At 65.0% G+C, this 25866-nt stretch carries 26 protein-coding genes; 13 read left to right on the top strand and 13 right to left on the bottom strand.

Annotated features, from left to right (window positions below; all coding sequences use genetic code 11):
• Positions 1-107 precede the first annotated feature (107 nt).
• Complete coding sequence (locus tag QCE64_RS25245) at positions 108-755, top strand: carbonic anhydrase (protein WP_309933678.1); 648 nt, start codon at positions 108-110, stop codon at positions 753-755.
• Positions 756-837: 82 nt separating this feature from the next.
• Positions 838-2412: a SulP family inorganic anion transporter gene (locus tag QCE64_RS25240; protein WP_309924265.1), complete on the top strand. Its 1575-nt coding sequence runs from the start codon at positions 838-840 to the stop codon at positions 2410-2412.
• A gap of 59 nt (positions 2413-2471) precedes the next feature.
• Here the strand turns inward: QCE64_RS25240 and QCE64_RS25235 are convergent, their stop codons facing one another.
• Complete coding sequence (locus QCE64_RS25235) at positions 2472-3140, bottom strand: O-methyltransferase (RefSeq protein ID WP_309924264.1); 669 nt, start codon at positions 3138-3140, stop codon at positions 2472-2474.
• A gap of 130 nt (positions 3141-3270) precedes the next feature.
• The gene (locus QCE64_RS25230; protein ID WP_309924262.1) at positions 3271-4539 is read right to left on the bottom strand and encodes a LysR family transcriptional regulator; all 1269 of its coding nucleotides are present in this window, start codon (positions 4537-4539) and stop codon (positions 3271-3273) included.
• Between the two features lie 177 nt (positions 4540-4716).
• Here QCE64_RS25230 and QCE64_RS25225 point away from each other — a divergent pair, with 177 nt between their 5' ends.
• Positions 4717-5181 carry a universal stress protein gene (locus tag QCE64_RS25225; RefSeq protein ID WP_310006869.1) on the top strand — a complete coding sequence of 155 codons (465 nt, stop codon included), beginning with the start codon at positions 4717-4719 and terminating at the stop codon, positions 5179-5181.
• Between the two features lie 13 nt (positions 5182-5194).
• On the opposite strand, the gene QCE64_RS25220 is transcribed toward QCE64_RS25225, so the two are convergent.
• Positions 5195-5890: a GntR family transcriptional regulator gene (locus QCE64_RS25220; RefSeq protein ID WP_310006867.1), complete on the bottom strand. Its 696-nt coding sequence runs from the start codon at positions 5888-5890 to the stop codon at positions 5195-5197.
• 500 nt (positions 5891-6390) lie between these two features.
• Here QCE64_RS25220 and QCE64_RS25215 point away from each other — a divergent pair, with 500 nt between their 5' ends.
• The 6 genes from QCE64_RS25215 (at position 6391) to QCE64_RS25190 (ending at position 11666) form a co-directional block, all read left to right on the top strand.
• Positions 6391-7266, top strand: a complete 876-nt coding sequence (locus QCE64_RS25215; RefSeq protein ID WP_310006865.1) for a LysR family transcriptional regulator — start codon at positions 6391-6393, stop codon at positions 7264-7266.
• A gap of 70 nt (positions 7267-7336) precedes the next feature.
• Positions 7337-8086, top strand: coding sequence for a GntR family transcriptional regulator (locus QCE64_RS25210; RefSeq protein WP_309924252.1), 750 nt, complete (start codon positions 7337-7339; stop codon positions 8084-8086).
• A 188-nt stretch (positions 8087-8274) separates the two neighbouring features.
• Positions 8275-9270 carry an ABC transporter substrate-binding protein gene (locus QCE64_RS25205; protein WP_309933669.1) on the top strand — a complete coding sequence of 332 codons (996 nt, stop codon included), beginning with the start codon at positions 8275-8277 and terminating at the stop codon, positions 9268-9270.
• Between the two features lie 7 nt (positions 9271-9277).
• Positions 9278-10138 (top strand): ABC transporter ATP-binding protein, encoded by an 861-nt coding sequence (locus tag QCE64_RS25200; protein WP_309933665.1) that lies wholly within the window; start codon positions 9278-9280, stop codon positions 10136-10138.
• The gene (locus QCE64_RS25195; RefSeq protein ID WP_310006863.1) at positions 10135-10893 is read left to right on the top strand and encodes an ABC transporter permease subunit; all 759 of its coding nucleotides are present in this window, start codon (positions 10135-10137) and stop codon (positions 10891-10893) included. The genes QCE64_RS25200 and QCE64_RS25195 overlap by 4 nt, the downstream gene beginning before the upstream one ends.
• Entirely contained in the window at positions 10890-11666 is a 777-nt protein-coding gene (locus QCE64_RS25190) for an ABC transporter permease subunit (RefSeq protein ID WP_309924244.1), read from the top strand. The genes QCE64_RS25195 and QCE64_RS25190 overlap by 4 nt, the downstream gene beginning before the upstream one ends.
• On the opposite strand, the gene QCE64_RS25185 is transcribed toward QCE64_RS25190, so the two are convergent.
• The 3 genes from QCE64_RS25185 to QCE64_RS25175 form a co-directional block, all read right to left on the bottom strand.
• The gene (locus tag QCE64_RS25185; protein WP_310006861.1) at positions 11667-13403 is read right to left on the bottom strand and encodes an IlvD/Edd family dehydratase; all 1737 of its coding nucleotides are present in this window, start codon (positions 13401-13403) and stop codon (positions 11667-11669) included.
• Between the two features lie 83 nt (positions 13404-13486).
• Positions 13487-14317, bottom strand: a complete 831-nt coding sequence (locus QCE64_RS25180) for a siderophore-interacting protein (RefSeq protein WP_309924241.1) — start codon at positions 14315-14317, stop codon at positions 13487-13489.
• 40 nt (positions 14318-14357) lie between these two features.
• Positions 14358-15101 (bottom strand): PadR family transcriptional regulator, encoded by a 744-nt coding sequence (locus QCE64_RS25175; RefSeq protein WP_310006859.1) that lies wholly within the window; start codon positions 15099-15101, stop codon positions 14358-14360.
• A gap of 179 nt (positions 15102-15280) precedes the next feature.
• Between QCE64_RS25175 and QCE64_RS25170 the strand changes: the two genes are divergently transcribed.
• The 4 genes from QCE64_RS25170 (at position 15281) to QCE64_RS25155 (ending at position 18755) form a co-directional block, all read left to right on the top strand.
• A complete protein-coding gene (locus QCE64_RS25170; protein WP_309924238.1) occupies positions 15281-15862 on the top strand; it encodes a flavin reductase family protein in 582 nt (193 codons plus the stop codon).
• Between the two features lie 216 nt (positions 15863-16078).
• Positions 16079-16816 (top strand): hypothetical protein, encoded by a 738-nt coding sequence (locus QCE64_RS25165; protein ID WP_309924236.1) that lies wholly within the window; start codon positions 16079-16081, stop codon positions 16814-16816.
• A gap of 314 nt (positions 16817-17130) precedes the next feature.
• Entirely contained in the window at positions 17131-17433 is a 303-nt protein-coding gene (locus tag QCE64_RS25160) for a hypothetical protein (RefSeq protein ID WP_310006857.1), read from the top strand.
• 551 nt (positions 17434-17984) lie between these two features.
• Positions 17985-18755 (top strand): class I SAM-dependent methyltransferase, encoded by a 771-nt coding sequence (locus QCE64_RS25155; protein ID WP_309924234.1) that lies wholly within the window; start codon positions 17985-17987, stop codon positions 18753-18755.
• On the opposite strand, the gene QCE64_RS25150 is transcribed toward QCE64_RS25155, so the two are convergent.
• From QCE64_RS25150 to QCE64_RS25120, 7 genes are all read right to left on the bottom strand, one after another.
• A complete protein-coding gene (locus tag QCE64_RS25150; protein ID WP_309924232.1) occupies positions 18713-19201 on the bottom strand; it encodes a hotdog family protein in 489 nt (162 codons plus the stop codon). The genes QCE64_RS25155 and QCE64_RS25150 overlap by 43 nt on opposite strands.
• Positions 19195-19995: a beta-ketoacyl synthase chain length factor gene (locus tag QCE64_RS25145; protein WP_309933651.1), complete on the bottom strand. Its 801-nt coding sequence runs from the start codon at positions 19993-19995 to the stop codon at positions 19195-19197. Before QCE64_RS25145 ends, QCE64_RS25150 begins: the two co-directional genes overlap by 7 nt.
• Positions 19992-21200, bottom strand: coding sequence for a beta-ketoacyl-[acyl-carrier-protein] synthase family protein (locus QCE64_RS25140; protein ID WP_310006855.1), 1209 nt, complete (start codon positions 21198-21200; stop codon positions 19992-19994). Before QCE64_RS25140 ends, QCE64_RS25145 begins: the two co-directional genes overlap by 4 nt.
• Before the next feature lie 73 nt (positions 21201-21273).
• On the bottom strand, positions 21274-22014 hold the full coding sequence (locus QCE64_RS25135; RefSeq protein WP_310006853.1) for a class I SAM-dependent methyltransferase: 741 nt from the start codon (positions 22012-22014) through the stop codon (positions 21274-21276).
• 32 nt (positions 22015-22046) lie between these two features.
• Entirely contained in the window at positions 22047-22868 is an 822-nt protein-coding gene (locus QCE64_RS25130; protein WP_310006851.1) for a polysaccharide deacetylase family protein, read from the bottom strand.
• On the bottom strand, positions 22865-25267 hold the full coding sequence (locus QCE64_RS25125; protein WP_310006850.1) for an MMPL family transporter: 2403 nt from the start codon (positions 25265-25267) through the stop codon (positions 22865-22867). Before QCE64_RS25125 ends, QCE64_RS25130 begins: the two co-directional genes overlap by 4 nt.
• Before the next feature lie 5 nt (positions 25268-25272).
• Entirely contained in the window at positions 25273-25866 is a 594-nt protein-coding gene (locus QCE64_RS25120) for a LolA-related protein (RefSeq protein ID WP_310006848.1), read from the bottom strand.

Genomic DNA, 25866 nt, shown 5'->3' with positions numbered 1-25866 from the left:
TCTGGACTTGCCTGAACTTTTTCTGCGAAAGTCATTCGTAAGAATGCGCGCCACGCTGCGTTAAACCTTGTCCCTATTTATTTGAATGTCGCTTATGGAGAATGTGGATGAAACGACCTAAACGAATGTTGCTGGAGAACATTGCCTGGGCGCGTGAAACAGCGCATGCCGATGCGGACTTCTTTCCGCGCCTGGCGCAAGGTCAAAGCCCGCGCGTGCTGTGGATCGGTTGCTCGGACAGCCGCGTGCCTGCCGAGACCGTGACGAATGCGGATCCCGGGGACCTCTTCGTTCATCGCAACATCGCCAATCTGTTTTGTCCATCCGACGACAACACGTTGAGCGTGCTCGAATATGCGGTGCGTGTGCTGAAGGTGGATCACGTCATCGTCTGCGGCCATTACGGCTGTGGCGGCGTGCGTGCGTCGCTGCTGCCGTTGTCGAACGACCTGCCGCATGTCAATCGCCGCATCGCGCCGCTATGCGCACTGGGCGAGACGCATCGCGACCATCTCGCCACCTTTGCGGACCTCGATACCCGCGCCAATCGGCTCGCCGAACTGAGCGTGTTCGAACAGGTGCGTCTGCTGCGCGAGCACGCCATCATCCGTGAACGCGATAACCCTCCGCTCGTGCATGGGTGGATCTTCGGCCTGCATGACGGACATCTCAAGGTGCTGGCTTCAGGTTATGAAAACGAATCCGGTCATCAGGGCAGCGATCAGGTAAGCGCTGCTCTGCTTGAAACAGTCTAGGCACTCAATTCAGCCGTTGATTCTTATGCGATGTCGCGAAAGCGACGCTCGCAGGCATTCACTCGCGTAAACGGAATGAACCATGAAAGCAGCTAATCGTTTAGCCAATCTTCCACGCGATTTATTCGCGGGCATTGTCGTGTTTCTCGTGGCATTGCCATTATGTCTCGGCATTGCCAATGCATCCGGTGTCGAGCCGATTGCCGGCTTGATGGCGGGCATCATCGGCGGCGTCGTCGTTGCCTTGCTGAGCGGCTCGCAATTGAGCGTCAGCGGCCCGGCGGCGGGGTTGATCGTGATCGTCGTCGGTGGCATTGCGGGGCTGGGCAGCTTCTCCGCGTTCCTGCTCGCCGTATTGTTGTCGGGCGTGATCCAGTTCGGCTTCGGTATGCTCAAGGCGGGACGCTTCGCCGCTTATGTGCCCTCGTCGGTCATCAAGGGCATGCTGGCGGCTATCGGCCTTCTGTTGATCATCAAGCAGATTCCGCTGGCCGCGGGATTCGCGAACGATGGTGTCCACGTCACGGGCGGCGACGGCTTGCTGTCCACATCCTATGGACATGTATCGATAGCGGCCTGCGTCATCGCGGTCGTTTCGCTCGGCATGCTCGCGGCGTGGGAAACGGCCGCGCTGCGCCGCTTCGCCCTCGTGCGGCTGGTGCCCGGTCCCCTTGCTGTGGTCGTCTTCGGCGTGGGCGCGACGCTGCTGATCGACCGCTTTGCGCCGGGCTTCGCGCCGCCCGAGCAGTATCGCGTGGCATTGCCCTCGCTCGAATCGTTCACGGCCTTGACGAAAGCGCTCGAGCTGCCGGACTTCTCCCAACTGCTCAATCCCGGCGTGTGGCGGCTTGCGGTGACGCTTGCGATCGTCGCGAGTCTCGAGACGTTGCTCAGCCTCGAAGCGGTCGAGCAGATCGATCCAAAGAAGCGCACCGCGAATCCGGACCGTGAACTGAAGGCGCAGGGCATCGGCAACATGCTGGCCGGCGCAATCGGCGCGCTGCCTATCACTTCGGTGATCGTGCGCAGCTCGGCAAACGTGACGGCGGGCGCACAGAGCCGCTGGTCTGCATTCGTGCATGGCGTGTTGCTGCTCGTGAGCGTGTTCGGCCTGACGAGTGTGATCAACCTGATTCCGCTGTCATGTCTCGCCGCCGTTCTGATCTTCACGGGACTGAAGCTTGCCAAGCCGTCGCTATTCGCGTCCGTCGCGAAGGAAGGCTTCGAACGTTTCGCACCGTTCATCGCGACCATTGCGGGCGTGCTGCTCACCGACCTGTTGATCGGCATCGTGATCGGCATTGCATGCAGTCTGTTCCTCGCCGTGCGCGCCAACCTGCGCCGCCCGATCACGATGGCGCAGCACGATGACCATTACCTGCTGTCGTTCCGCAAGGACGTGTCGTTTCTGTGCAAGGTGACGCTGAAGCGCCGACTCGCCGCGATCCCTGACGGGGCCGTTGTGATTCTCGATGCTTCGCGAGCCGACTATGTCGATCCGGATGTCCGTGAGGAGATCGACAAGTTCGTGGCCGCTGCGCCTGCGCGGAACATGCACGTCGAATGCCGCAACATGCCGCGTGTGGAGGAGGAAACGTTCACGCCTGTCCGGAACCGCTGGTTCGGCACGGCAAGACCGCGTACCGCATCGGAATAGCGTTCGATGCACGTCTTGCGCAGCGCACCGCGCAAGACGTGCCCGATAACTTCATAACCTCATTCAGTCACGATGGACATCGAGAAGCCGTCCCATCCCTTGCTTCCGACTGTCTGGATCGCCGTGGAGTCGAGGCGGGGATGTGTGGCGAGCATGTCGAAGAAGGTGCGAACGCCATTCACGTCGGGGTCATCGCTGCCGGTTTCCAGTACCCGCCCGCGACGAATCACGTTGTCCGCGACGATCAGCGTTCCCGGGCGGCTGAGGAGCAGGACAAGATCGAGATAAGCCGGATAACTTTTCTTGTCGGCATCGAGAAAGATGAAATCGAACGGCGGGATGCCGTCGCGCACGAAGGACCGCAGCGTGTGCACCGCATCGCCGACGATGACCGATGCCACGCTCGACAAGCCCGCCCGCGCAAGGTTGCCACGTGCGACGTGCGCATGCGCGTCGACGGCTTCCAGTGTCAGCAGCGTGCCGTCCGAAGGCAGTGCGCGCGCGAGCCATATCGTGCTGTAGCCGCCCAGCGTGCCGAGTTCGAGGATGCGTCGTGCGCCGCGCAGCTTCGCAAGCATGTGCAGCATCTTGCCCTGGTTCGGCGCGACGTTGATGGCGGGCAATCCTGCGTTCACGCTGTCGCGCAGCGCGGCTTCGAGCACTTCATCCGGCGCCTGGGTTCGTTCGCAAAGGTATTCGTCCATTGCGATCCACTGCTGTTCGTTCATGCCAACTCCTCTTTATTCGCTGGGATGTCCTGCGGTTCACGCCATGCGCGACTGTCACCATACAGCACCGCAAGCACGCACCGCAAAAGCCGCTGCCCCGATAAATAATTCAGATTGCACCTCGCGCTTGTCATGCGCGTGACATCACGGCAGCTTGTGCATCGCGACGCATGGCATGACCCAGTTGATCGACGGTGAGACGCAGCGCGTCGATCATCGCGCGCGCGGCCGGCGAGGGTGAGCCGCCCGCGCGCAGCGTGAGTCCGATGTCGCGCCGGGTGTTCTGCATCGCGATGTCGAGCACGGCCAGTTGTCCCGATTCGCGCTCGTAATGCAGTTGTTGCGCCGATACGGCCGCAAGCATGTCGGTATGCAGCAGCAAGCCGCGGATCACGGCGAGGTCCGCTGTTTCGACGGTGGGCATCGGCGGTTTGAGTTTGCCGCGTTTGAATTGTGCTTCGAACATGCCACGCGCGGGGGCCTGGTTGCGCGGCAGGATCCATTGAGCGGTGGTGAGATCGGCGAGCGCCAGGCCGCGTGAGCGAGCAAGCGGATGCCCGCTGCGCGCAATCACGACGATATCCTCCGACATGAAGCGCTCGTTCACCAGTCCGCTCGATGCATCGTTCGGACGCAGCGCGCCGAGCACGAAATCGATTTCGCCTGCGCGCAGTCCCGCGACGAGCGTTTCGTACGCGCTTTCATCGGTCACGATGCGCACGCCCGGATACTGTGCGGCCACGCGGGCGATGGCGCCCGGCAAGATGAGCGTACGGCCGAGCGGCAGCGCGCCGACCGTCACCACGCCCTGAATGGTGCCGCGCAGAGCGGCGAGATCGTCGGGGATATGGCGCAGTTCGTTCAATGCGCGGCGCACGTGCAGCACGAAGGTCTCGCCTTCGCTGGTCAACAGGAGGCCGCGCGGGCTGCGATAGAACAGTTGCATGCCCGCACCCGTTTCCATGATGCGGATGGCGCTGCTGACGGCGGGCTGACTGAGTCCAAGGGTTTGCGCCGCGCTCGGCATGTGCCGGTGGCGCGCGAGCGCCGAGAACAGTTGCAGCCGGCGCGTATTGAGCAGGAACGCCGGCAGCGTGCTGGCCGCCGCAGTTCTGCGGCGCGACTGCCGCGCCGCGCACCACTGCGCGAGTTCCTCCAGTTCCGCGAAGATGCGCTGGCAGCGCAGCAGCACGGCGCGTCCGGCGGGCGTGGGCAACATGCCTGATGGACGGCGTTCCAGCAAGGTTTCGCCAACGGCCGCCTCCAGTTCCTGCAATGAACGCGTGACCGCCGATTGCGCGCGGAACAGCGCGGCGGCGGCGCGCGTGGCGCTGCCGGTCTCCGCCACGAGGCGGAACGCGCGCAGGTAGGCAAGGTTGAGAAGATCGCGAGAGTCCATGAGCGTGCGGCGTGCGGGGATGATGCCATCAGTTTAATTTATCGCGAGCCGCGGCATCAGAAGCATCGCGAGGAATGTCAGGCTCAGTCTTTCCTAACTTTGCGCGGCCATCATGCCTTCATGCAAACAACGACGGTCACTCGAAAAGAGTGCCGTACAACGAACGGAGGCAACGCCATGTACCCGCATATTCTCGTCGCCGTGGGCCCCGGCTTCAGCGAAGCCGCCTTGTCGAAGGCCATCGAACTCGCGCGCGGCAACGCTGCCCGCATCACGCTGCTGCACGTGATCGAATCCGCGCCGTGGTGGGCAGGGTGGTCAGTGGAGACTTTCTGCAACATGCCCGAGCTCGTCGATCAACTCGCGCTGGCAATTCGCGGCCATTGCGAGAAGATGCTGGCGAACGCGGGCATGAAGGCTGACTGGGAAACGCGCAGGCTACCGGAGGACGGCCATAGCATCGGTGGCGTGATCGCCCTCGAAGCGAACCGGCTGGATGTGGATCTCATCGTGCTGGGTGCGGGCAGGTCGTCGCTCGGCGGTATCGGCATGCATCATGTGCGCAATATCGTGCGCCGCCGGACCGGCCGCAACGTACTGATTGCGTATGCCCCGACCCCGCGCACGTTGCAATGCGCGTAGCGCATGAAGCCGCTCAGACGTCGAGGATCCGGTAGCGCTGAAGCGCTTCGACCTGCGTCTGAAGATTGAGCAGCCGATTGTCGCGGCACAGCGCCTGTGCCGCTTCGGCATCGCTCTGGCGCAAGGCTTCAATTACCTTGCGCAAGGTCTGTGCTTGTGACGCATCTGGCGCAATCAGCCGCAGCGTGAGTTCGCGCACGCGGCGCACATGATCCACGCATTCGCCGACGATCTGCATGAGACGCGGATTGCCGCTCAGTTCGACGAGCCGCGCATAGAACGCGTCATGCGCCGCGGCCCAGGCATCGCGGTCGTCTTTCTCCAGTGCGCGGTCCATGTCCGTGCAGGCCTTTTCGAGCGGCCTGAACTCCTTCACGCCGGGCTTGCGCGCGGCGACGGCAGCGGCGGCCGTGGCTTCGAGACTGGTCTGCACCTGGAACACTTCCTCGATGTCCGTCAGCGACACATTGCGCACCCGCATGCCGTGACGCGGAATGATTTGTACGAGGCGTTCATTCTGCAAGCGGATCAGCGCCTCGCGCACCGGCGTGCGGCTCACCCCGAACCACTGCACCAGTTCCTGTTCCAGCATTTGGGTGCCGGGCCGCAGCGCGTTGCTGAGGATCTGCTCACGCAGCGCGAGATAGACCGTGTCGGTGGATTTCTCGCGTGGCTTGCTGATTGCTTCAACGGGTCGGGCTGGAGCCATGCTGGGCTTTCCGATAACGTTGCCGTCGATGCACGGAGGACAGGTCGGCCCGCTGATCCTTCGGGCGACAGGCTGTCTTCATTATAAGAAAAGAAACTCGCCGCATTGTTTAATGTATGCATTGAACAGTACGGCGCCGGAGCTTTCCGGGCAAAAAAGAGCCGCCCCCGAAGGGGCGGCTGAAATGGACTTGCGCGCGGCCGCGCGATCGGGAGAGAAGCCGATCGCACCTCAGATTTCTTGCGGCAACGCCAAGCCCCCGAGGCCGATTGCCGCCCATGTGCGGCCGAGCGTGATGAGGATGTGGTGTCGTGCAAAAAGAAAGTCGTCAAAAGATGCCTATTGCATGTCTTTCCGTCAGACGGTAACGTTTGCGCGCATTCTGCGTGATGCGGCGATGACGGCAAAGCAACGCTTCGTCATGCCGCCATCGCCGCATGCGATGGCCAGCGCCCCCAAAAAGACGACGCGAACTGCTGGCCGTAACGAGGACATCGTTCATGCAGACGCTCGATCCGCTCTCGCTGAGACTCTTCCTTGCCGTGGTCGATGCCGGCACGATCGCCGCCGCTGCGCAACGCGAACACATTGCAGCCGCCGCCGTCAGCCGTCGCATCAGCGAGATCGAGTCTTCCATCGGCGTGCGCTTGTTGCGCCGCACGAACAAGGGTGTCGTAGCCACCGAAGCGGGCGAGCGGCTCAGGACGCTCGCGCATCGCGCACTGCATCAGATCGACGACATCGTCGTGCAGATGCGCGAGTACTCGGGCGGCACGAGCGGCGTCGTGCGCATCGTGGCGAATGTCTCGTCGATCGTGCAGTTCCTGCCGCGCGATCTCCAGTCGTTCGCGGTGCTCCATCCCCATGTGCGCATCGAACTCGACGAGAAGCCGAGCGTGCACGTAGTGCGCGCGGTAGCCGGCAATGCGGCTGATATCGGTATCTTCACGTCCCTTCCGCATGGTTATGCGATCCATACGATGCCTTATCGCGAAGATCACCTTGTACTCGTCGCGCCGCCCGGACACGCGCTGCTGCAGCGGCAAGCGACGGCCTTTGCCGACGTGCTCGAACACGAGTTCATCACGCTGCCCGTCGACGCCGCCATCACGCTGAGTCTCACGCGGGCGTCCAACGAAATAGGGCGCTCGGTGCGGGTGCGGATGCAGGTGTCGAGCTACGACGCCCAGTGCCTGATGATCGAAGCGGGGCTTGGTTTCGGCGTCATGCCGGAAGCGGTGGCGCGGCAGCACGGGCTGGGCTTCGTTCCGCTCACGGATACCTGGGCGATGCGCGAACTGCTGATCGCCATACGCTCCCCCGATGCCTTGCCCGAGGCGTGCAGGAAACTGGTCGCCCATCTTGCGCGCGCTTGATGGGTTGGATGATGAAGGTTCCGATGCAGTACCATCGGCTCAACGCGGAGTTTCCTTCAGGGAGTCCAGCATGGCCGCATCGCGCAGCACGGTCGCGCCGCATCCAGCAAGGCGCGTGAAGGTCATCTCGAACGATCATCCCGTCGCCACCGCCAAGCCCGCCCGGCTCAACACAGCGGATCTCGCTTACGGCGAACTGCGTCGCCGCATCATCGAAAGCGAACTCACGCCGGGGTCCTATCTGCTCGAACAGGAACTGGGCCTGATGCTGGGCTTCAGCCGCACGCCCATCCGCGAGGCCGCGTTGAGACTCCAGGGAGAGGGACTCGTGCAGATCGTGCCGCGTCACGGCATTCGCATCGTTCCCACGTCGATCTCCGACATCCGACACATCTATCAGGTCTTGATCAGCCTCGAATCCACGGCCGCGGGGCTCGTCGCCGCGCAGCCCGACGTCGATCTCACGCCGCTCGTCGATGCCTGCGACACGATGGTCCGCGCACTCGAAGCCGGCGACATGCTGACCTGGGCCGAAGCGGACGAGGTCTTCCACGAAAGCCTCGTGGCGCTCAGCGGCAATGCGCGGCTGCGTAGCATCGTGATGAATTGCCGTGACCAGGTGCATCGCGTCAGGCGCTTCACGCAGCGAGTCCGACCGCATCCGCAGCCTGCCAAGTCGATCGAGGAACATCGCGCGATCATCGAAGCATTGCGCTGCGGCGATGCAGCGAAGGCGAGTGCGCTCTACCGCGCTCATCGCGAACGGGGCTGGCGTGATCAAACCGCCGTGCTGCAGCAATACGGCATTCAGCAGGCCTGATACATCGTCTGGCGCGTGCCAGACAAGGGTATCTACGCCCTGCATCAAACTGGACTTTCACGAATTTAATGCATACATTAACTTGCACGGTTATCCGCGATAACTGTGTCCAGAATCAAAAGGCGGCCGCCTGTGCGCGACTTCGCGCACGACGGACGAAGCCGCCGTTCATGCACGGAGACGCCTCCATGTTTGCCCTTGGGAAGCTTGGGAGAGCCGGTCTGTTTTCCTTCATGGCGGCCGCTGCACTCATAGCAGGGACCGCTCGTGTTCAGGCCGCGCCGCTCACCGTCACGCACTGGGGCGACGGCATGTACGGCGTGCCCTTCGCGGTGGCCATGGACAAGGGTTTCTTCAAGGAAGAAGGCGTCGATGTCACGGGTTTCATCACCTCCGAAGGCGGCGGCACGACAGTGCGCAACGCGATGGCATCCGAAATTCCTTACGGCGAAGTCGCGCTGCCTGCGGCTATTTCGGCGGTCAAGCAGGGCGTCGACCTGACCATCGTGCATGGCGGCGTGCAAAGCCTCGCGGATCTCGTGTGGGTCGAACAGAAGAACGGCACGATCACCAACATCCAGCAGATGAAGGGCAAGACCATCGGCTACAGCAGTCCGAAGTCCACGACCGATACCATCGTCACCATCGCGCTGGATCGTGCCGGTCTGACGGGGCAGGTGCAGCGCAAGCCGGTCGGCAGTTCGAGCGGCATGTTGACGTCGCTGCAGCAGGGCGCCGTGGACGTGGCCTACATGACCGAGCCGTCTTATAGCGCGAAGAAGGATCAGTTGCGCATCGCGTTCCGTTCGAGCGATATCGTGCCCAACGAAACGCAGACCGTCGGCATCGTGCGCACGGACTACCTGAAGCAGCATCCGGAAGTGATACGCGGCATCATCAAGGCGCGCCGCAAGGCCGTGCAGTACATTGCCGCGCATCGCGAGGAGTCCGCGCAGATTCTCGCGAAGCAGTACAAGATGGACCCCGGCGTCGCGGCCTCGGCGATCAATAACGTGCTCGATGCCGATCCGAAATACTGGAGCGAAGGCGGCTTCGATCGCAAGAGCATGGACGAAGTGCTCAAGGGCCTGATTCTCGTCAAGGCCATCCCCGATGGTGCGTTCGACTGGACGAAGATCATCGACGAATCGCAGTTGCCCGCCGACTTGCGCGCGGCGAAGTGAGTCAGCAATGAGCGTGCTGCCCCGTCGCACGAAGATATCGGTGGTGTCGAGCGAGCCCGCCGCGTCCGGCGAGCAGCGCATCCAGGCGCGCCTGACGGACGTCACGCGCATCTATCCCGGCGCCGCGGGCAAGCCGCCTTTTCATGCGCTCGGACCGGTGAGCCTCGAATTGCGCGCGGGGGAATTCTTCTCTGTCGTCGGTCCTTCGGGTTGCGGCAAGTCCACGTTGCTCGACGTGCTCGCGGGCCTGAATCCGGCGAGCGGCGGCACGGTCGAGTTCGAGGGGCAGCCGGTGGGACGACAGGTGCCCGACGGCGTGGCGGTCGTGTTCCAGGAAGACGCGAGCTTCCCTTGGCTCAATGTATTCGATAACGCCGCGTTCGCCGCGCGTCGCGCCAACGTTCCGGAAAACGAAGTGCGCGAACGCGTTCAGCATGCGCTTTCGTTCATGGGCCTGGCGTCGTTTGCGCGCGCCTATCCCGCGCAATTGTCGGGCGGCATGCGGCAGCGCGTGTGCATTGCGCGGGCCATGGTGGTCCGGCCGCGTCTCATGCTGCTCGACGAACCGTTCGGCGCGCTCGATCAGCAGACCCGCCTCCTGATGGGCGACGAAACCCTCAAGCTATGGCGCGATACCGGCGCGACCGTGATGCTGATCACGCATTCGATCGATGAAGCGGTGCTGCTCTCGGATCGCATCGGCGTGATGTCGGCGTGTCCGGGGCGCTTCATTGCGACCATCGAGACCGGCTGGTCGCGTATGCGCGACAGCACCATCGCGCTTGATCCGCGCTTCGGCGAGCTGACCGCGCAAGTGTGGGGCCTGCTGCGCGACGAGGCATTGAAGGCGCTCGGGAGCCGGCCATGAACGAGGCGGCGCGCTGGCGCATCGGGCTGGTCGTCGCGCTGCTCGCCTTGCTCGAAGTGGCGACGCGTCTCGCCTGGATCAACCCGGTATCGTTCATTCCGCCTTCGCGCATGGCGCTCAGCGCGTGGCAGATCCTTACGTCGGGGCAGTTCACGCTCGATATCGTGCAGACGCTCAGCAGCGCCCTGCTGGCCGTGGTGCTCGCGGTGATTGCGGGCTTCATCGGCGGGGTGGTGCTGTTCAGGCTGCCGCGCCTGCGCCGGGTGCTCGACCCTTTGCTGCTCTCGTACTACGCGGTGCCCGTGTTCGTGCTGTATCCGATCCTGATCGTGATCTTCGGGCTCAATCGCTGGCCGCTGGTGGGCATCGGCTTCCTGTTCGCGGTGGTCGCGATGGCCGTCAACACGCTCAACGGTCTCGAGCGCGTACCGCGTGTTCTGTTGCGCACCGCGCGCGTATGCCGCCTGAGCACCCTCGACGAGATTCGCCTGATTACGCTGCCCGCCAGCCTGCCGTTCGTCTTCACCGGCATCAAGCTGACCGTGGTGTATGCGTTCATTGCGGTCGTGGCCGGCGAATTCGTGTTGTCGGGTTCGGGGTTCGGCTATCAGATCGCGTTCGCCTACAACGCGTTCGACAACGCCGTCATGTATGGCCTCATGGTGCTGATGCTGGTCTTCGTCACGACGATCAACGGCTTGCTGCGGCAAGTCGAGAAGCGGCTGTACCGGCGTATCCGCAGGGAGGCGGCATGAGTACGGCGCTTGCCTCCGCTGTCGCGAAGCCGCGCGCCGCGCGACGCTGGACGGATGCGCTCGTGCTGATCGTCGTGCTCGTCGCGTTGTGGCAGATCCTGAGCGAATGGCTCGGCCCCGATGTGCTGACGACGCCTTTGCATACCGTGCAGCGCGCCGTGCATATCGTGAGCGATGTGGACTTCCCGCAGAGTCTCTATGTGACGTCGCTCGCATTCGCATCGGCGTTTGCGATATCCGCTGTGGCGGGCGTCGGCATCGGCTTGCTGCTGGGGGCGCGACGCCTCGCCGGAGATGTGATGGAGCCGCTGATGATGGGCTTCTATTCGATCCCGAAGGTGACGCTATACCCGGTGGTGCTGCTCGCGTGTGGCCTTGGGCTATGGGCCAAGATCGTATTTGGCGTGATGCATGGCATCGTGCCGATTGCATTGTTTACGATGAATGCCGTGCGCAACATGCCGCCCATTTACGCGCGGGCGGCGCGAACCTATCGCATGAGTCCCGGCGATTTCGCGCGCTTCGTGCTGTTGCCCGCGTGCGTGCCCGAGGTGGTCGCAGGCCTGCGCATCGGCTTCTCGCTGACCTTGCTCGGCACGCTGATCGGCGAGATGTTCGCATCGCAGAGCGGCATCGGCCGCCTGCTGATGATCGCGATGAACCGCAACGAGACCAGCACGATCATGGCGCTCGCGCTGATGCTGTTCGTGTTCGCGACGCTGGTGAACATGCTGTTCCTGGCGTGGCAGCGACATCTCACGCATGAAGACTGATCAGCCGCGCGGCGTCACGCCGCGCATGCGTGCCGCGCGCAGAAAGTCGAAGTCGACGCCCTTGTCTGCCTGCGTCACCGTGTCGTAGAAGAGTTTGCGATAGCCGCGATCCGCGCTCGGTTCCGTCACGGGCGATGCCTGCGCGCGCGCCGCCAGTTCTTCATCGCTGATCAGCAGGCTCAATTCCCGTTTCGATACGCTCAGACGAATACGATCGCCATTGCGTACATGCGCAAGCGGTCCACCGATGGCGGACTCCGGCGTCACGTGCAACACGATGGTGCCGAACGCAGTGCCGCTCATGCGGCCATCCGAGATGCGCACGATGTCCTTCACGCCCTGCACCGCGAGCTTGCGCGGGATCGGGATATAGCCGGCTTCCGGCATGCCCGGCGCGCCCTTGGGCCCGATGTTCTTCAGCACGAGAATGTCGTCCGGCGTGACGTCGAGGTCGTCCGCATCGATACGCGCCGCGAGGTCCGCGCCGTTCTCGAATACGACCGCGCGGCCTTCGTGTTCCATCAGCCGTGCGTCGGCCGCCGATTGCTTGATGATCGCGCCGCCCGGCGCGAGATTGCCTTCGAGCACGGCGATGCCGCCTTGGGGATAGACCGGCCTGTCGAATGGGCGCACGACGTCCTGCGCGAACGCCGGGCCCGCCGCGTCGATCTCCTCGCCGAGGGTGCGTCCCGTCACGGTGAGGGCGTCGAGGTTCAGCAGCGGCTTGAGCTCGCGCAGCAAGCTCGCCATGCCGCCGGCCTTGTGAAAGTCTTCCATGTAATGCGCGCCGGAAGGCTTGAGGTCGACGAGCACGGGCGTCTCGCGCCCCATGCGGTCGAGGGCCTTCAGATCGACTTCATAGCCCATGCGTCCCGCGATGGCCGTCAGATGCACGATGCCGTTCGTCGACCCGCCGATCGCGAGCAGCACGCGCATGGCGTTCTCCAAGGCCTCGGCGGTGAGGATCTTGTCGATGGTGAGCTGCTCGTGCGCCATCTTCACGGCTTGGGCGCCTGTGAGTTCGGCGATGCGCATGCGGTCCGATGTCACCGCCGGCGGCGATGCGCCGCCGGGCACCGTCATGCCGAGCGCCTCGGCGATGCATGCCATGGTGCTCGCGGTGCCCATCACGGAGCAGGTGCCCACGCTCGCGACGAGCTGGTTGTTGACCGCGGCGATTTCATCGGCATTGATTTCTTCAGCGCGAAAGCGGCCCCAGTAGCGCCGGCAATCGGTGCATGCGCCGACGCGTTCGCCGCGATGCGCGCCGGTGAGCATCGAGCCGGTGATCAGTTGAATGGAAGGAATGCCCGCCGATGCCGCGCCCATCAACTGCGCGGGCACGGTCTTGTCGCAACCGCCGATCAGCACCACGGCGTCCATGGGCTGCGCGCGGATCATCTCTTCCGTGTCGATCGACATCAGGTTGCGCAGATACATGCTCGTCGGTTGCGAGAACGATTCGGCGATGGAGATGGTGGGGAAGTCCATCGGCAGGCCGCCTGCCAGCATCACGCCGCGCTTGACCGCTTCGATCAGCTGCGGCGCGTTGCCGTGACAGGGGTTGTACGCGCTGCCGGTGTTGACGATGCCGATGACCGGGCGGTCGAGCGCGCTGTCGGTATAGCCCGCGCCCTTGATGAAGGCCTTGCGCAGAAAGAGCGAAAAGCCGTTGTCTCCATAGCTCGTCAGCGATTTGCGCAGGCCGCGTGGCTTATTGCTGGTGTCGTCGGTCATGTCTGGTTGCCGGTTGTCTCCATGACGCGATTATCGCGGCTTTGGGTCCGGCTGTCCGCGCCATGAAAGCGGACCGCGTGTGCTCAGTCCTCGATGCTGCCATGCACGCCTTGCTCGCCGCGCTTCCAGTAGGCGGACGCGCGGATGCGCCGCTTGTCGATGCCGCGCTCGGTGGTCAGCAACTGGCGCACTGCGCGCATCAGCGTCGCTTCGCCAGCGGCCCATACATAGCCTTCGCCCTCGGGCATGTAGGTCTCCCTCAAGGCGAGCAACAGCGCGCCGCCGGGATGCTCGCTTTCGTTTCTATAACGCCATTGCGCGTAGAGGTCGGCATGGGTGTCGAATTCAATGCGCGCGGATGGCTCGGCCACCTCGATCAAGGTAGCCACGCGCGTGCCGGCAGGCAGCTCTTCGACGCGTCGGGCGATCGCAGGCAAGGCGGTTTCGTCGCCGATCAGCAGATGCCAGTCGAACTGCACTGGAATCACGAACGACCCGCGCGGCCCGCCGATGCCGAGATACTGACCTGGCGCGGCTTGCGACGCCCAGTCGGTGGCGGGACCGGCTTCATGCAGCGCGAACTCGATGTCGAGTTCACGGGCGGCCGGGTCGAAACGGCGCGGCGTGAAGTCGCGCGCGACGGGACGGGGCTTCGACGGATCGAAGACCGGACCGTCCGGGCTCGATTGCGGCAGCGCGGGCATGGACTCGCCCGGCGCCGGGAAGAACAGCTTGACGTGATCGTCGAAGGAGGCGCTGACGAAGTCAGCGAGATCGTCGCCGCTGAAGGTCACGCGCACGAGGAAAGGGTTCAGCGTCTGCACGCGCTGCACTCGCACCAGGCGAAACCTGAGCGGGTGACGGACGCGGGTGACTTCGAGGTCGGGCCGGTGTTGGAGGATGGAATCGATCATCGTATGCGTTTCCTTTTTTCCGTTTTTTCTTGCGTCCTGGTTACGCCTGCTTGGGCGCGGGGTTCTGTTCGATCTCGGCCGTGGCGCGGGCGAGGATCGCGGCAATGCGGCGCTGTTCGTCCGCCGATGCGTTCGTGCGCAGCAGCATGGCCTTCTTCAGCGCGCGCCGCGCGGCGATCAGCTCGGGCACCCAGCCGGTGTCGCCGCTCGGGTCCTCGACGTCCTCGCCCATGTAGGCGCGGCGCACGAGATCCATCTTGCGTGCGAAATGCGTGAGCTTCGCGAGCATGATGTCCACGCGTTCGCGATTCGCCGCGAGGTACTCGCGGCCGGTCTCGGACAGCGCGTAACGCTTGCGGTTGCCTTCCAGTTCGACGGTGGTGTGGCCGAGTTCTTCCAGATACGTGAGCGCCGGATACACCATGCCGGGACTGGGTGCGTAGAAGCCGTTCGAACGGTCTTCCAGTGCCTTGATGAGTTCGTAGCCGTGACGCGGCGCCTCGGCCAGCATGGCGAGGAGAAGCAATTGCAGGTCGTCGGACGAGAACTTGCGGCCGCGCGGCATGCCGTCTTCGCCGAACCCGCCCATGCCGCCCATCCCACCCATGCCTCCGGGACCGCCAGGGCCGCCGCCGAAGCGTCCGCCGCCACGGCCATGGCGCCCGATCATGCCGCGGCGCTCGATGGCAAACCGTTCGAACCACTCGGGTGCATCGAAGGGGAAATCGAAACCAGATGCACGGAAGCCGACTTCACGTGCATGTTGAAAGCAACGGGATTTCATGAGGTACGCTCCAGATATGTCGTAAAACATATCTAAAGATATATATCGTAAGAGTGTCTGTCAAGCTGAATTATCGGCTTCGAGCGGATCCAGGGCGTGTGCGCCGGTCGCCGCCTAAAATCACGTCATCTGTTCCGCTTTTTTTCCACGCAAATCGTTCCACTTTTTTTAGAAACCCCATGAGCCACTTTCTTCCCGTCAAGCTGGAACACGCGAGCCGCCTCATCAATCATGGTCCGACGGTGCTCGTCACGAGCGCACACGGCGGCCGCCGCAACGTGATGGCCGCTGCCTGGTCGATGCCGGTGGAATTCACGCCGCCGCGCATTGCCATCGTCATCGACAAGCGCACGTTCACACGCGAACTCGCCGCTGCGAGCGGGATATTCGGCGTGATCGTGCCGGGCGCGGCCGCGATGGACATGACCTACGCGGTCGGCACGACGGACGGACGCGAACTCGACAAATTCGATACCTTCGGCATCGAAACGGTGGAAGGTCCGGTGCTCGGGCTGCCGCTGATCGAGAAGAACTGTGCGGCGTGGCTCGAGTGCAGGCTCATCGACGAGAAGCACACCGAGGACGCGTACGACACGTGTTTCGCGGAAGTCGTCGCGGCGGCCGCGGACCCTGTCGTGTTCTCGGAGGGCCACTGGCACCTTGACGAGTCCAACGAGCCGCTGCATACGCTGCACCATCTCGGCGCGGGAAATTTCGTGAGTGCGTCCGCGATGAAAAAGGCCAGGACGCTGCCGCGCTGACTGCCGGTGCGTTTTATTGCGCACTAAAGATTTCCCATTCCTCAGTCGATAAATAAAAGTCGATCGCGAACGCCTCATTGGCCATTGGCGGCGACATCTTGAGCCTCGCGATCCGTCATCCGAACGCGGACGCAGGCGACAGACGGACGCAGACGGTCTCCCCGGCACATCAGCCGGACCAGGACCGCGAAGCCGTCAGGGGAACTGGGGTGTGGCATGCAGCAACGTTTTTCGGTCTTGCGTTTTCTGGTTTATCTCATCGCCTTCACGAGCCTGCTGTTGCTGAGACTCGTCGTCGCGCCCGACGGGCAGAGCGGCATGGTGGCGTACTTCGCCTGCGTGGGGGCGGCCGCGGCGGCGTATCTGGTGTGGTATGCGTCGTCGGCGGGTTACTCGCGCAATCTGCTGGCAGGCGTGCTGGTCTATCTGACGCTGGCGATCGTCGTAGCCGCGTGTCCGCCGTTCGTGCTGGTGCTGGCGTTCTGGTCGTTGAGCGGTCTGGCAAGACGTCGGCGGGCGCTGCTGGTGCATGCCCTCGCGAGCGTCGCGCTTTTCGTACTCGTTTTTCCTTTGCCCTTCGCGCAGTGGGTGGGTGCGCCCGAGCTTGCCGGCGCGCCCGCCGGCCTTGCCTATGTTGTTTTTGCAACCGGCTGGTCGGCATGGGCGGCGCGCAGTCCGCTGCGGCTCGGGTTGTTCAAGTTCGCGACGATGCTGCTCGCGGTTCCGTTGGTGGCTTCATTCGTGGCGCTCGTGGGCGGCGGAATGCTGAGCCGGCCGGAGCGGCGTGTCCGCAACTCGATGCGGCGCGCACAGCGTGCGATGACGCTGGCGTTGCCGGCGCCTGCAGCTGATCGATCGGTGGTGAGTTCTGGGACGATGGATCCGGGCTTTGCTGCGGCGGCCGTCGGCGGAAGTGCAAGGACAGTACAACATGCTGCGGTCGCGGCTGATTGACGCACTGCGAATCGCTTCCATTTGCTTCGGATGGGACTCGGTATTAAGCCTTTTGCATACCGAATGCCAAAGAGTATTTCGCGTTCTGCGTGCGGGATTGCATGATGCAAGGTGCTGGGCGCGTTGTCCGTCGCGCTCTTGAGCAAGGGCGGCTGACCAGTCAGGAAGGACCCATCGGCGTCGGATTGCGTCGCGCACGCCGTGCCGGCACGGCGGCGTTGCTGCACGGGATTGGTCGACGGTGGCCTCGATGAATGCAGTGCTGGCTGCAGTGGTGACTACCGCGGCGACATGCTGCACTGGAGATCGAGGTAATGTGGCGCGCCGTCGAGGCGGAGTGGAGTGCCAGCTTCCCTGTTAGAAGCGCCCTTGCATCAAGCCTTTTGCATGCTCAATGCCAAATGAATTTCTGCGTTCTGAATGCGGCATCGCAAGCGCCTGAATCGAAAAACCGCTGGCAGATTCCAGAGCGACCCGAACTCTATACTCCGGCCAGAGTTCCTTCACTACTTCGCAGCGCACTGGCCGTCGACGAATGTGAACTTGAATCGAAGCGGATTTCAAAGATGGATGTATTTTCTGGCGTCGCAGGCGCTAAGGGAAACACAGTCCAATGAGGCCCGGGCGATAGAGGCATATCTGCGCTTCTTTCCTTCCCCGCCGTAATACTGCGCTTTGGATACTTCCACCTGCGGACCCCTGTGGACGCGGGTCAGTCATCCGGTCGAACGGGTGAATTCGCAATTTCTCCTGGAAAATAGCTACGGAAACACCGTTGTCCTTTTCGAACAAAGGAAGGAGAGACGAGGGTTTTTCGCTAGCTCTCAAGAATATCTCCAGTATTCGATGTCAAGAGAAGATGGACTGCATAGCCCATCGTATTTCTCTAATAAGGAGCTGCAATTCATTTTTATTGAAAATGGAGAATTCTCATCAAAAGATCTTCAATTCATTCATAAGAGACAGGGGTAGTCTGGAATCCAGCAGCGCTGACCGAACGAACGCTGCATGCATGCCCCAACCCCAACCACCCATTTACTCCAGCCCCTCCACCCGCGATACTCCGTTGTCAACCCTTCCAGCGGATTTCCCTTCATGATTCTCATGACCCAATCGCTGCAACCGAATGCTCGTCATTCGACGAACACCCCACCAACCCCCAACCACCATGCGTGAACCCTCCCGCCCCGAGGTCCCGCACGAACCCCTGACCGCCTACTACCCCGACGAATCCAACCGACGCACCTGGCTGCGCGGCATGTTCGACCGCACCGCGAGCGACTACGACGCCATCGAACGCGCGATGGCGTTGGGTTCCGGCCCGTGGTATCGCAATCGGGCGCTGCGCTCGGCGGGCCTTAAGCGGGGCATGCGCGTGCTCGATGTCGGCATGGGCACCGGTCTCGTCACGAAGGAGGCCGTCGCGATCACCGGCGACGCGGCGCTCGTCACCGGAGTCGATCCGAGCCCGGGCATGGTCGGACAGGCGCAGTTGCCGGTTGGCGTCGAGACGCGTATCGGCAGTGCCGAGCAGCTGCCCTGCGATGACGTCTCATACGACTTCCTGAGCATGGGCTTCGCGCTGCGCCACGTCGGCGACCTGACCCGTGTGTTCGATGAATACTTCCGCGTGCTGGCGCCCGGCGGCCGTTTGTGCGTGCTGGAAATCACGCGCCCCGAACATGGCCTGGGCCTCGCAGCACTGAAGTTTTACATGCGCGGCGTGGTGCCGTTGATTGCGCGTGTCGTGGGGAAGAAGGGGGAAAGCGTCGAGCTGATGCGCTATTACTGGGACAGCATCGAAGCCTGCGTGCCGCCTGCGACCGTGCTGGCGGCAATCAGGAGCGCCGGTTTCATCGAAGTGCGCCGCGAGGTGGAACTCGGCATCTTCTCAGCCTACTGCGCAGTCAAACCCGGCGCAGCACAACCTGCCGACTGACCCGCATCGAGAATCACAGCAGCGCGGCCGCTCAGCAGCAGCCGCCCGGCGCATTGCACGCTGAAGCGATACAGCACCGTGTTCTCATCCCCGCCGATACGCTCGGCCTCGATATCGAGCGGCCCATCCAGCCCGTCGAGCCGATCAACGAACAGGTCCACGCCGCGCACGCTCGTCAGCAGACCGGCGCGTGGACGCTGCCCACGTTCCGTGCCGATCAGCCCACCGTGCGTCGCCATGGCTTGCGCCGCGTATTCGATGCCGCACACCGACGCGAGCCGGTCCTTGAAGCGCAACGGGTTATCGGCGGCAAGATGGCTCGTCGCAGTACAGCGGATGCGTTCCGCATTCCACGCCACGACGGATTCCAGCAGGCACATCGCGCCGTCGTGCGGAATGCGCGCGGCGATTTCATCGCGATTCAACGTCCGGGCCGCGCTCAACATACCGATTCAACTTCCACGGCAAGCTGCGTGTCGTCGAGATAATCGAGCACCACGCTCGCTGTGCGCGAGGCGGCGATTGCTTCGAGCAAAGGCAACGCCCGCGCCGCCGGATTCGACACGCGCAGCGCTTCCAGCGCGGCATCATCGAGCGCGGAGACAGGCGTCGCGCACAGCCGCGCCTCGATGCACGCGAGCGAGCGCTCGCTCTTCTGCGACGCGAGCACGAGCGCCACGCCAAAGGCATCGTCGATCGGACGCACGCTGCGCAAGGGTTCCGGGTAGTCCGTGTCGTAGGCGACGAGCAGGGTTGCAGCGCCATCGACGCTCACCTGCGCCAGGCTCTCCAGCAGCCCCGCTGCGAAGCTGCCGTCATACGCGCACAGCACGTTCGACGCCGCCATCGCGCGCGTCGCGATGCTCCAGTAGCCGGCCGGCGCGTTGTGCACCGAGTTGTGAAAACGGGTCGGCGAGAGTTGCGGCTCGTCGCTCGCGAGGGTTTCGCAGATCGCGTGGAAGTTGCCGCCATCGCCGCCGGATGCCGCGAACACGGCCGCGAGCGTCGCGGCGTCGCGGCCGCTCTGCGCCACCGCTTCATGCGCGGCGGCGAGCGCGGCGCGCACTACCGGACCCGTCCTCCGACGCTCGGCGGACGGCAGTCCGGCCGGCGCGGGCAACACGGTCCGGGCGGCATGCAGCGCGGCGCGCTGCGTCAGCACCTCCGCAGCCTGCGGCCAGTCCGCAAGCCCCGGCCCGATCACCCCGATCCCTTCGATATACGCGCGCAGCGGAATCATGCCGATCCCCCTTCGCGCGCGCCCAGCCCGAACACCAGGCTGCAATTGGTGCCCCCAAACCCGAACGAGTTGGACAGCACCGCGCGCAACGGTGCGCGGCGCGTCGCCGTGACGTAATCGAGGCCGAGCGCCGGGTCCGGTTCGGTCGTATTCGCGCCCGCCGGGATCATCTGGTGTTGCAGCGCCAGCGCCGCAATGACGGCTTCGAGCGCCCCCGCCGCGCCGAGCGTATGCCCCGTCGCGCCTTTGGTGGAACTGCACGGCACGCTGTCGAAGACGCTGTTCAGCGCGAGGCTTTCGGCGGCGTCGTTGCTCGGCGTCGCGGTGCCGTGCAGGTTTACATAGCCGATGTCGCGTGCATCGAGTCCGGCGCTCGCCAGCGCCTGTTCCATCGCCATGCGCGCGCCGAGACCCTCGGGATGCGGCGACGACATATGATGCGCATCGCTCGTTTCCCCGATGCCCAGGAAGCGAATCGCGTGAGCGTCGGCCTCGGGCGTATCGCGTTCCAGCAGCCCGAAGGCCGCCGCTTCGCCGATGTTGATGCCGTTGCGATGCAGATCGAACGGCCTGCACGGTCCCGGCGCGAGCAGTTCGAGCGAATTGAAGCCGTAGAGCGTGGTGAGACACAGCGTATCGACGCCGCCCACCACGGCCACGTCGATCAGGCCGGTATCGAGCATGCGGCGCGCCGAGCCGAACACCTTCGCCCCCGACGAACACGCCGACGACACCGACACCGCCGGCCCGCGCACGCCGAAATACACGCGCACGAAGGCGGCGAGGGAAAACGGATTGTGGGTGGCGGCGTAGTTGAAGTCGGCGGGCAGTGCGCCGGTGAGCGGATCGCGGCGCTGATAGGCAAGCTCGGTTTCGAGGATGCCCGCCGTGCTCGTGCCCATGAACACGCCGACGCGCGCCGCGCCCACCCGCGCAATGGCGTCCCGCACGCGCGCGTCGAAACCGTCCTGGGTCAGCGCGATCTGCGCGAGCCGGTTGTTGCGGCAGTCGAAGGCGGAAAGATCGGCGCGGACGGGTTCGTCCTCGATGCCGGCAACCCTGCCTGTATAGGTCTTGAGATTGGCCCCGTCGAAGTCGCATGGGGCGAGTCCGCCGCGTCCTTCGACGAGCGCGGCGCGCGTCGCGTCGAGGCCGCGTCCCGCGCAACTCGTGGCGGTGAAGTGCGTCAGCAGAAAAGGGTTCACTACGGGCTCAGGCATTCGATATTCGATGAATTGTAACAAACGCTCTGTCGCGCGCCGGGCGGGGCTCAGGGGCTCAGCGACCGAGGCGGCCGATGCGCCCAAGGCGGGCGATCATCAGCCGATTTGCCTCATGCGCGCCGTCGCCCATCGGACGGGTCGTCACGTTGAAGCCGAGCGCGTCGAGCAAGGCCAGCCATTGCGCCTCGCTGCGGCAGGTCAGACCGTTCGCGCGGCCGGAGCGCGCAATCTGCATGCCGAAATCGACGGCCCGGTCGAGGCCCGCTCGCCAGCCCGCTGCCGCGTCGCTGACGCGCAGCAGCAGCATGCCGTCCGGCGCCAGACTCGTGCGGATGCGGCGCAGGACCGATTCCTGGGCGTCGGCATCGACGTAATGCAGCACGTCGCACGCGACAATCACGTCCGCCTGCGGAAACGGCGCGGCGCGAATGTCGTCGCAGACGAACTGCACGCGCGCCCGATGCGCCCGCAAGCCGATGCGCGCGCGCTCGATATCGCGCGGCGTCAGTTCGATGCCATGCAGCGAGCCCAGCAGCGGCGGCGCGGGCCAATGCCCGGGCCATGTGCCGGGCGCGCCATCGCGATGCCAGGCATGCGCGGCCATCAGCCAGGCGGCCAGCAGCCCCTGACCGCTGCCGAGATCGAGGATGCGCGCGCCGTCCGGAATCAGGCCGTGCGCGAGCAGATGGGAGAAGAAGGGATCGTGCCGCAGCTTGGCGGCCGCGAAATGCCACGCAAAGCGCCCTGCGGCGCGGAAAGGACGACGGGCTGTCTCGATGAGCTCGGCCGGGACCATGCGGGACCTGATGAACGATGGGCCCGTGCAGTCTACGCGATCGCCTCGCGCAAGGTGACGGTCGCGAGGCTGCGCGCGCCGGCCGCGTGCAACACGGTGTCGAGCGCGGCGAGGATGACCGGCGCGCCGGATGCATCGCGGGCGGTGTGGCCGTCGTGCAGCAGCAGGATGTCGCGCGGCGCAAAGCCGTCCAGCAGACGGCGCGCGACGAGCGCCGCGTCGCCGGTGCGGGTGTCGAAGCCGCGCCGCGTCCAGCTGGCGAGATGCAGGCCGAGCCCGCACAGCACCGGCTCAAGAAACGGATTGCGCAAGCCGGCCGGAGCGCGGAAGAACAGCGGCCGCGTGCCCGTGATATCGCCGAGCGTGTCCTGCGCGGCTTCGATCTCGCGCCGCATCGCGCGCGGCCCCAGCAGCGAAAAATGATGCCGATGCCGCTGGCTGTGGTTCTCCACCGCATGCCCGCGCGCGACGATCTCGCGCACGATGCCTGGATGTTCGCGCGCCCGCTCGCCGATGCAAAAGAAGGTCGCACGAGCCTGATGCCGGTCGAGCAGATCGAGCACGCGCGGCGTGACTTCGGGAGAAGGACCGTCGTCGATGGTGATCGCCACGCACGCGCCGGCCGTGTCCGGCAGCGTCGTCCAGTTGTGGCCGAGCAGCGCGCTGCGCGGCCAGAGTCCCGCCGCCGTCAGCGCCAGATGCGAGGCCACGACGCCGCCCGCCGCCCACGGCCAGCTTGCGGGCGCCGCCAGCAGCGCGGCCAGCGCGCCCGCATGCACGGTCGCCGCGCCGCCGACGAGCGGCGCTGGCCGCCAGCGGCGCGGCTGTCCGGGCGGTGCAAGGGGCGAACTCATCGTCGGGACTCCGGACGCGGCGCGAGAATCGCCGAGAACAGCAGCGCGAGAATCGCGCCGGGGCCGACCGTGAGTCCGAAGGTTTCGAGCATCGGCACATGCGACAGCGCCAGCAGGCCGAAGCCGAGCACCGTCGCCAGATTGGCGATCAGCAGCGAGACCAGCGTCTGCGGCGAAACGGCGCCGCGTTCAGCGTGCGGGCGGTAATTGAAGAACAGTGCGTAGTTCGAGCCGACCGCGACGATCAGCAGCATGCCGATCAGATGCAGGATCGTCAGCGCCTTGCCCGCCGCCGCCAGCCCGGCGATCACGACGATCACCGCCGCCACCAGCGGCGCCAGCGTGCGGGCCGCGCGCACCGGCGAGCGCAGCGCGAGCACGAGCAGCACGACGATCGCCGCAAAGCCGCCCAGCGACAGCCGGATGTCCTCGTGCACGTAGTTCTGGTAGAGCCGGTCGGCTTCGGCTTTCATGTCGACGAACAGCGCGTCCGGCACGTGCGCCTCTGCCAGCGCCGCGCGAATCCGCTGCGCCTGCAGGTCCGATCCCGCGGCGGCGCGCAGCGGCAGCATCGCGGTCCAGCGGCCATTGCTTCCGGTGAGCAGCGAATCGACGGCCAGCGCCATCGACGTGCCCTGCAAGTCGGCGCGATGCAACGGCGGCTGGGCGCGGACCGTGTCGACATCGGCGATGAACGGCTCGAACACCTCCGGCTTGATACGAACGGTCTGCTCGCGCAGTGCGTCGGCGAGCCGCGTGCGCAGTGTGTCGGCGGGCGGCAGGCTGGCGATGCGCGCGCGCTGCGCCGCCTCGCTCGGCAGATAGCGCGCCGGGCTTTCGAAACCAGCGATCACGTGTGCATCGACGAGCGGCTGCAATGGCCGCGCGACCGCCTCCGCGCGTTCGAGCGCCGCCTGCTCCGTCGCCGCCGACACCACCACGAGATAGCGCACGTCCGGCGCGCCGACATCCGCGCGCAGGCGGGCATCGAGATCCTGGCTGGCCTTCGGCACCGGACTCAGCGCCGCGAGTTCCTGGCTCCAGAGGCCGTGGCGCTGCATCAGCAGCACGGCGAGCGCGGCGATCAGCAGCACCGCGAGCGCGCCGCGCAGCTTCGAGGCGCGCGCCGCACCGCGCGCGAGCAGCGTGCCGAGGCGCGAGACATCGCGAATCGCGAAGTTGGCCGGGAGCAGATACGGCAGCACGAAACGCGTGACGATGCCCGCCGTCGCCAGGCCGACGATCGAATACAGCCCGAGTTGCACGAGGCCCGGAAAGCCCGAGAAGAGCATCGACGCGTAGCCGCAGATCGACGTCAGCACGCCCAGACGGATGGTCGGCCAGAAGCCCGCGACCCAGTCCTTGAGCGACTCGCGCCGGCCGCCGAAACGGATGCCGGCGGACTGCACGAAGAGGTAGATGGAATAGTCGACAGCCTCGCCGATCAGCGTCGTGCCGAAGCCCAGCGTCAGTCCATGCACCGTGCCGAACACGAGGCTCACGGCGGCGACCCCGGCCGCGACGCCCGTCAGCACCGGCATCAGGCCGAGCAAGAGGGTAGGCAGCGAGCGGTACACGGCGAGCAGCAACACGACGATCAACGCGATGCTCGCCGCCGACAGCCAACGCACCTCGCGCATGATGGTGTCGCGGGTCTCGACGGCGAACACGCCCGGACCCGTCAGCAGCAGGCGATATGGCGACGCCGAAGGCGCGGCCTGCCGGAAGGCATGTTGAAGGGCGCCGAGCGCGGCGGACTGTGCGTCGGTATCGGAGCCGGCGGCGGCGGTCTGCGCGAGCAGCACGGCGCGCCGGCCGTCGCGCGACGCCCACGCGCCATCTTGCAACGGCGGCTGCGCGCCGCTGTCGAGCTGGCTGACGAGCGCGGTGACTTCGCCGGTCGGATCGTGCGGCAGCAGGTCCTTCGCCATCATGCCCGCCGACGATTCGAGCAGGTCGAGGCTGCCCGCCAGCGCATCCTTGAGGCCCGCCTCGCTGAAACGCTCGGGCGTCACGTCGGGGCTCAGCTGATAGCGATGCTCGAACACGAAGCGCTCGTCGCGCGCCTGCGCGACCGGCTCGCCGTTATGGATCGCGGAGAAACGCGCGTCATTGCGCAGCGTGGCCGCCAGTTTGCGCGACACCTCGGCGCGCCCGGCCGCGTCGCCGCCCTCGATGCCGACGAGAATCAGCCGCGACACCAGTCCGTCGCGCAGTTGCTCGACCAGCACGCGTTGCTGTTCGCTCGGCGTGCGCGGCAGGAAGGCGGAGAGATCGGCGGAAAACTGCGTGCGCGCAATCACGCCCGCGCACGCCGCGAGCAGGCACACCCAGAGGATCACGGCGGGCTGGCGCAGCACCCGCCACACCGCGACGAGGCCGCGCGTGCCTGAGGACATCGGCGTCAGTGGGCGGAAGCGTCTTGCAGGCGCATCAGCGAATGATCGCCGTCGGCCTGTCTGATCTCGACGCGCGCCAGCGCCGCGCCGGTCCCGGCGAGCGTGATTTCACTGACCTTCTTCTGCATGCGCGAATCGATCGGCACGAGCGTCAGCGTCCAGTCGTTGCCCTTGCCCGTCACCGACACCCGGTACGCCTGCTCCAGCGCGAAGCGGTTGCCGGCGAGCGTCGCGCGGATGCTCTCGATGAACGCGCCCAGTTCGGGGTAATTGCGCAGCGGAATGGTGATCGTATGGCCGTTGCGGTCGACGGTGAGCATGTCGCCATCGACGACCAGGTTCTCCGGCTTCGGACTGACCGTATGCTTTTCCAGATGATCCGGGGCGACGAACACCAGTTCGCCCGACGACTCCAGCGGCTCCTGCGCGATCTTCAGATAGCGCGTCTCGGTGAAATGCGCGCGGCCGGATTTCTTCGCGCCGAGCGTGTTCATCAGGCGGTCGAGCGTCCACGCGGAGGAAGGCGCGTCGGCGGCGGTGGCGAGTGAGGAAGCGCCGCACACCAGCGCAGTGGTCAGGGCCGCGATCAAAACTCGCAT

The organism is Caballeronia sp. LZ043, assembly GCF_031451075.1.
Lineage (GTDB): Bacteria > Pseudomonadota > Gammaproteobacteria > Burkholderiales > Burkholderiaceae > Caballeronia.
This window is presented reverse-complemented; position numbering and strand designations above follow the sequence as displayed.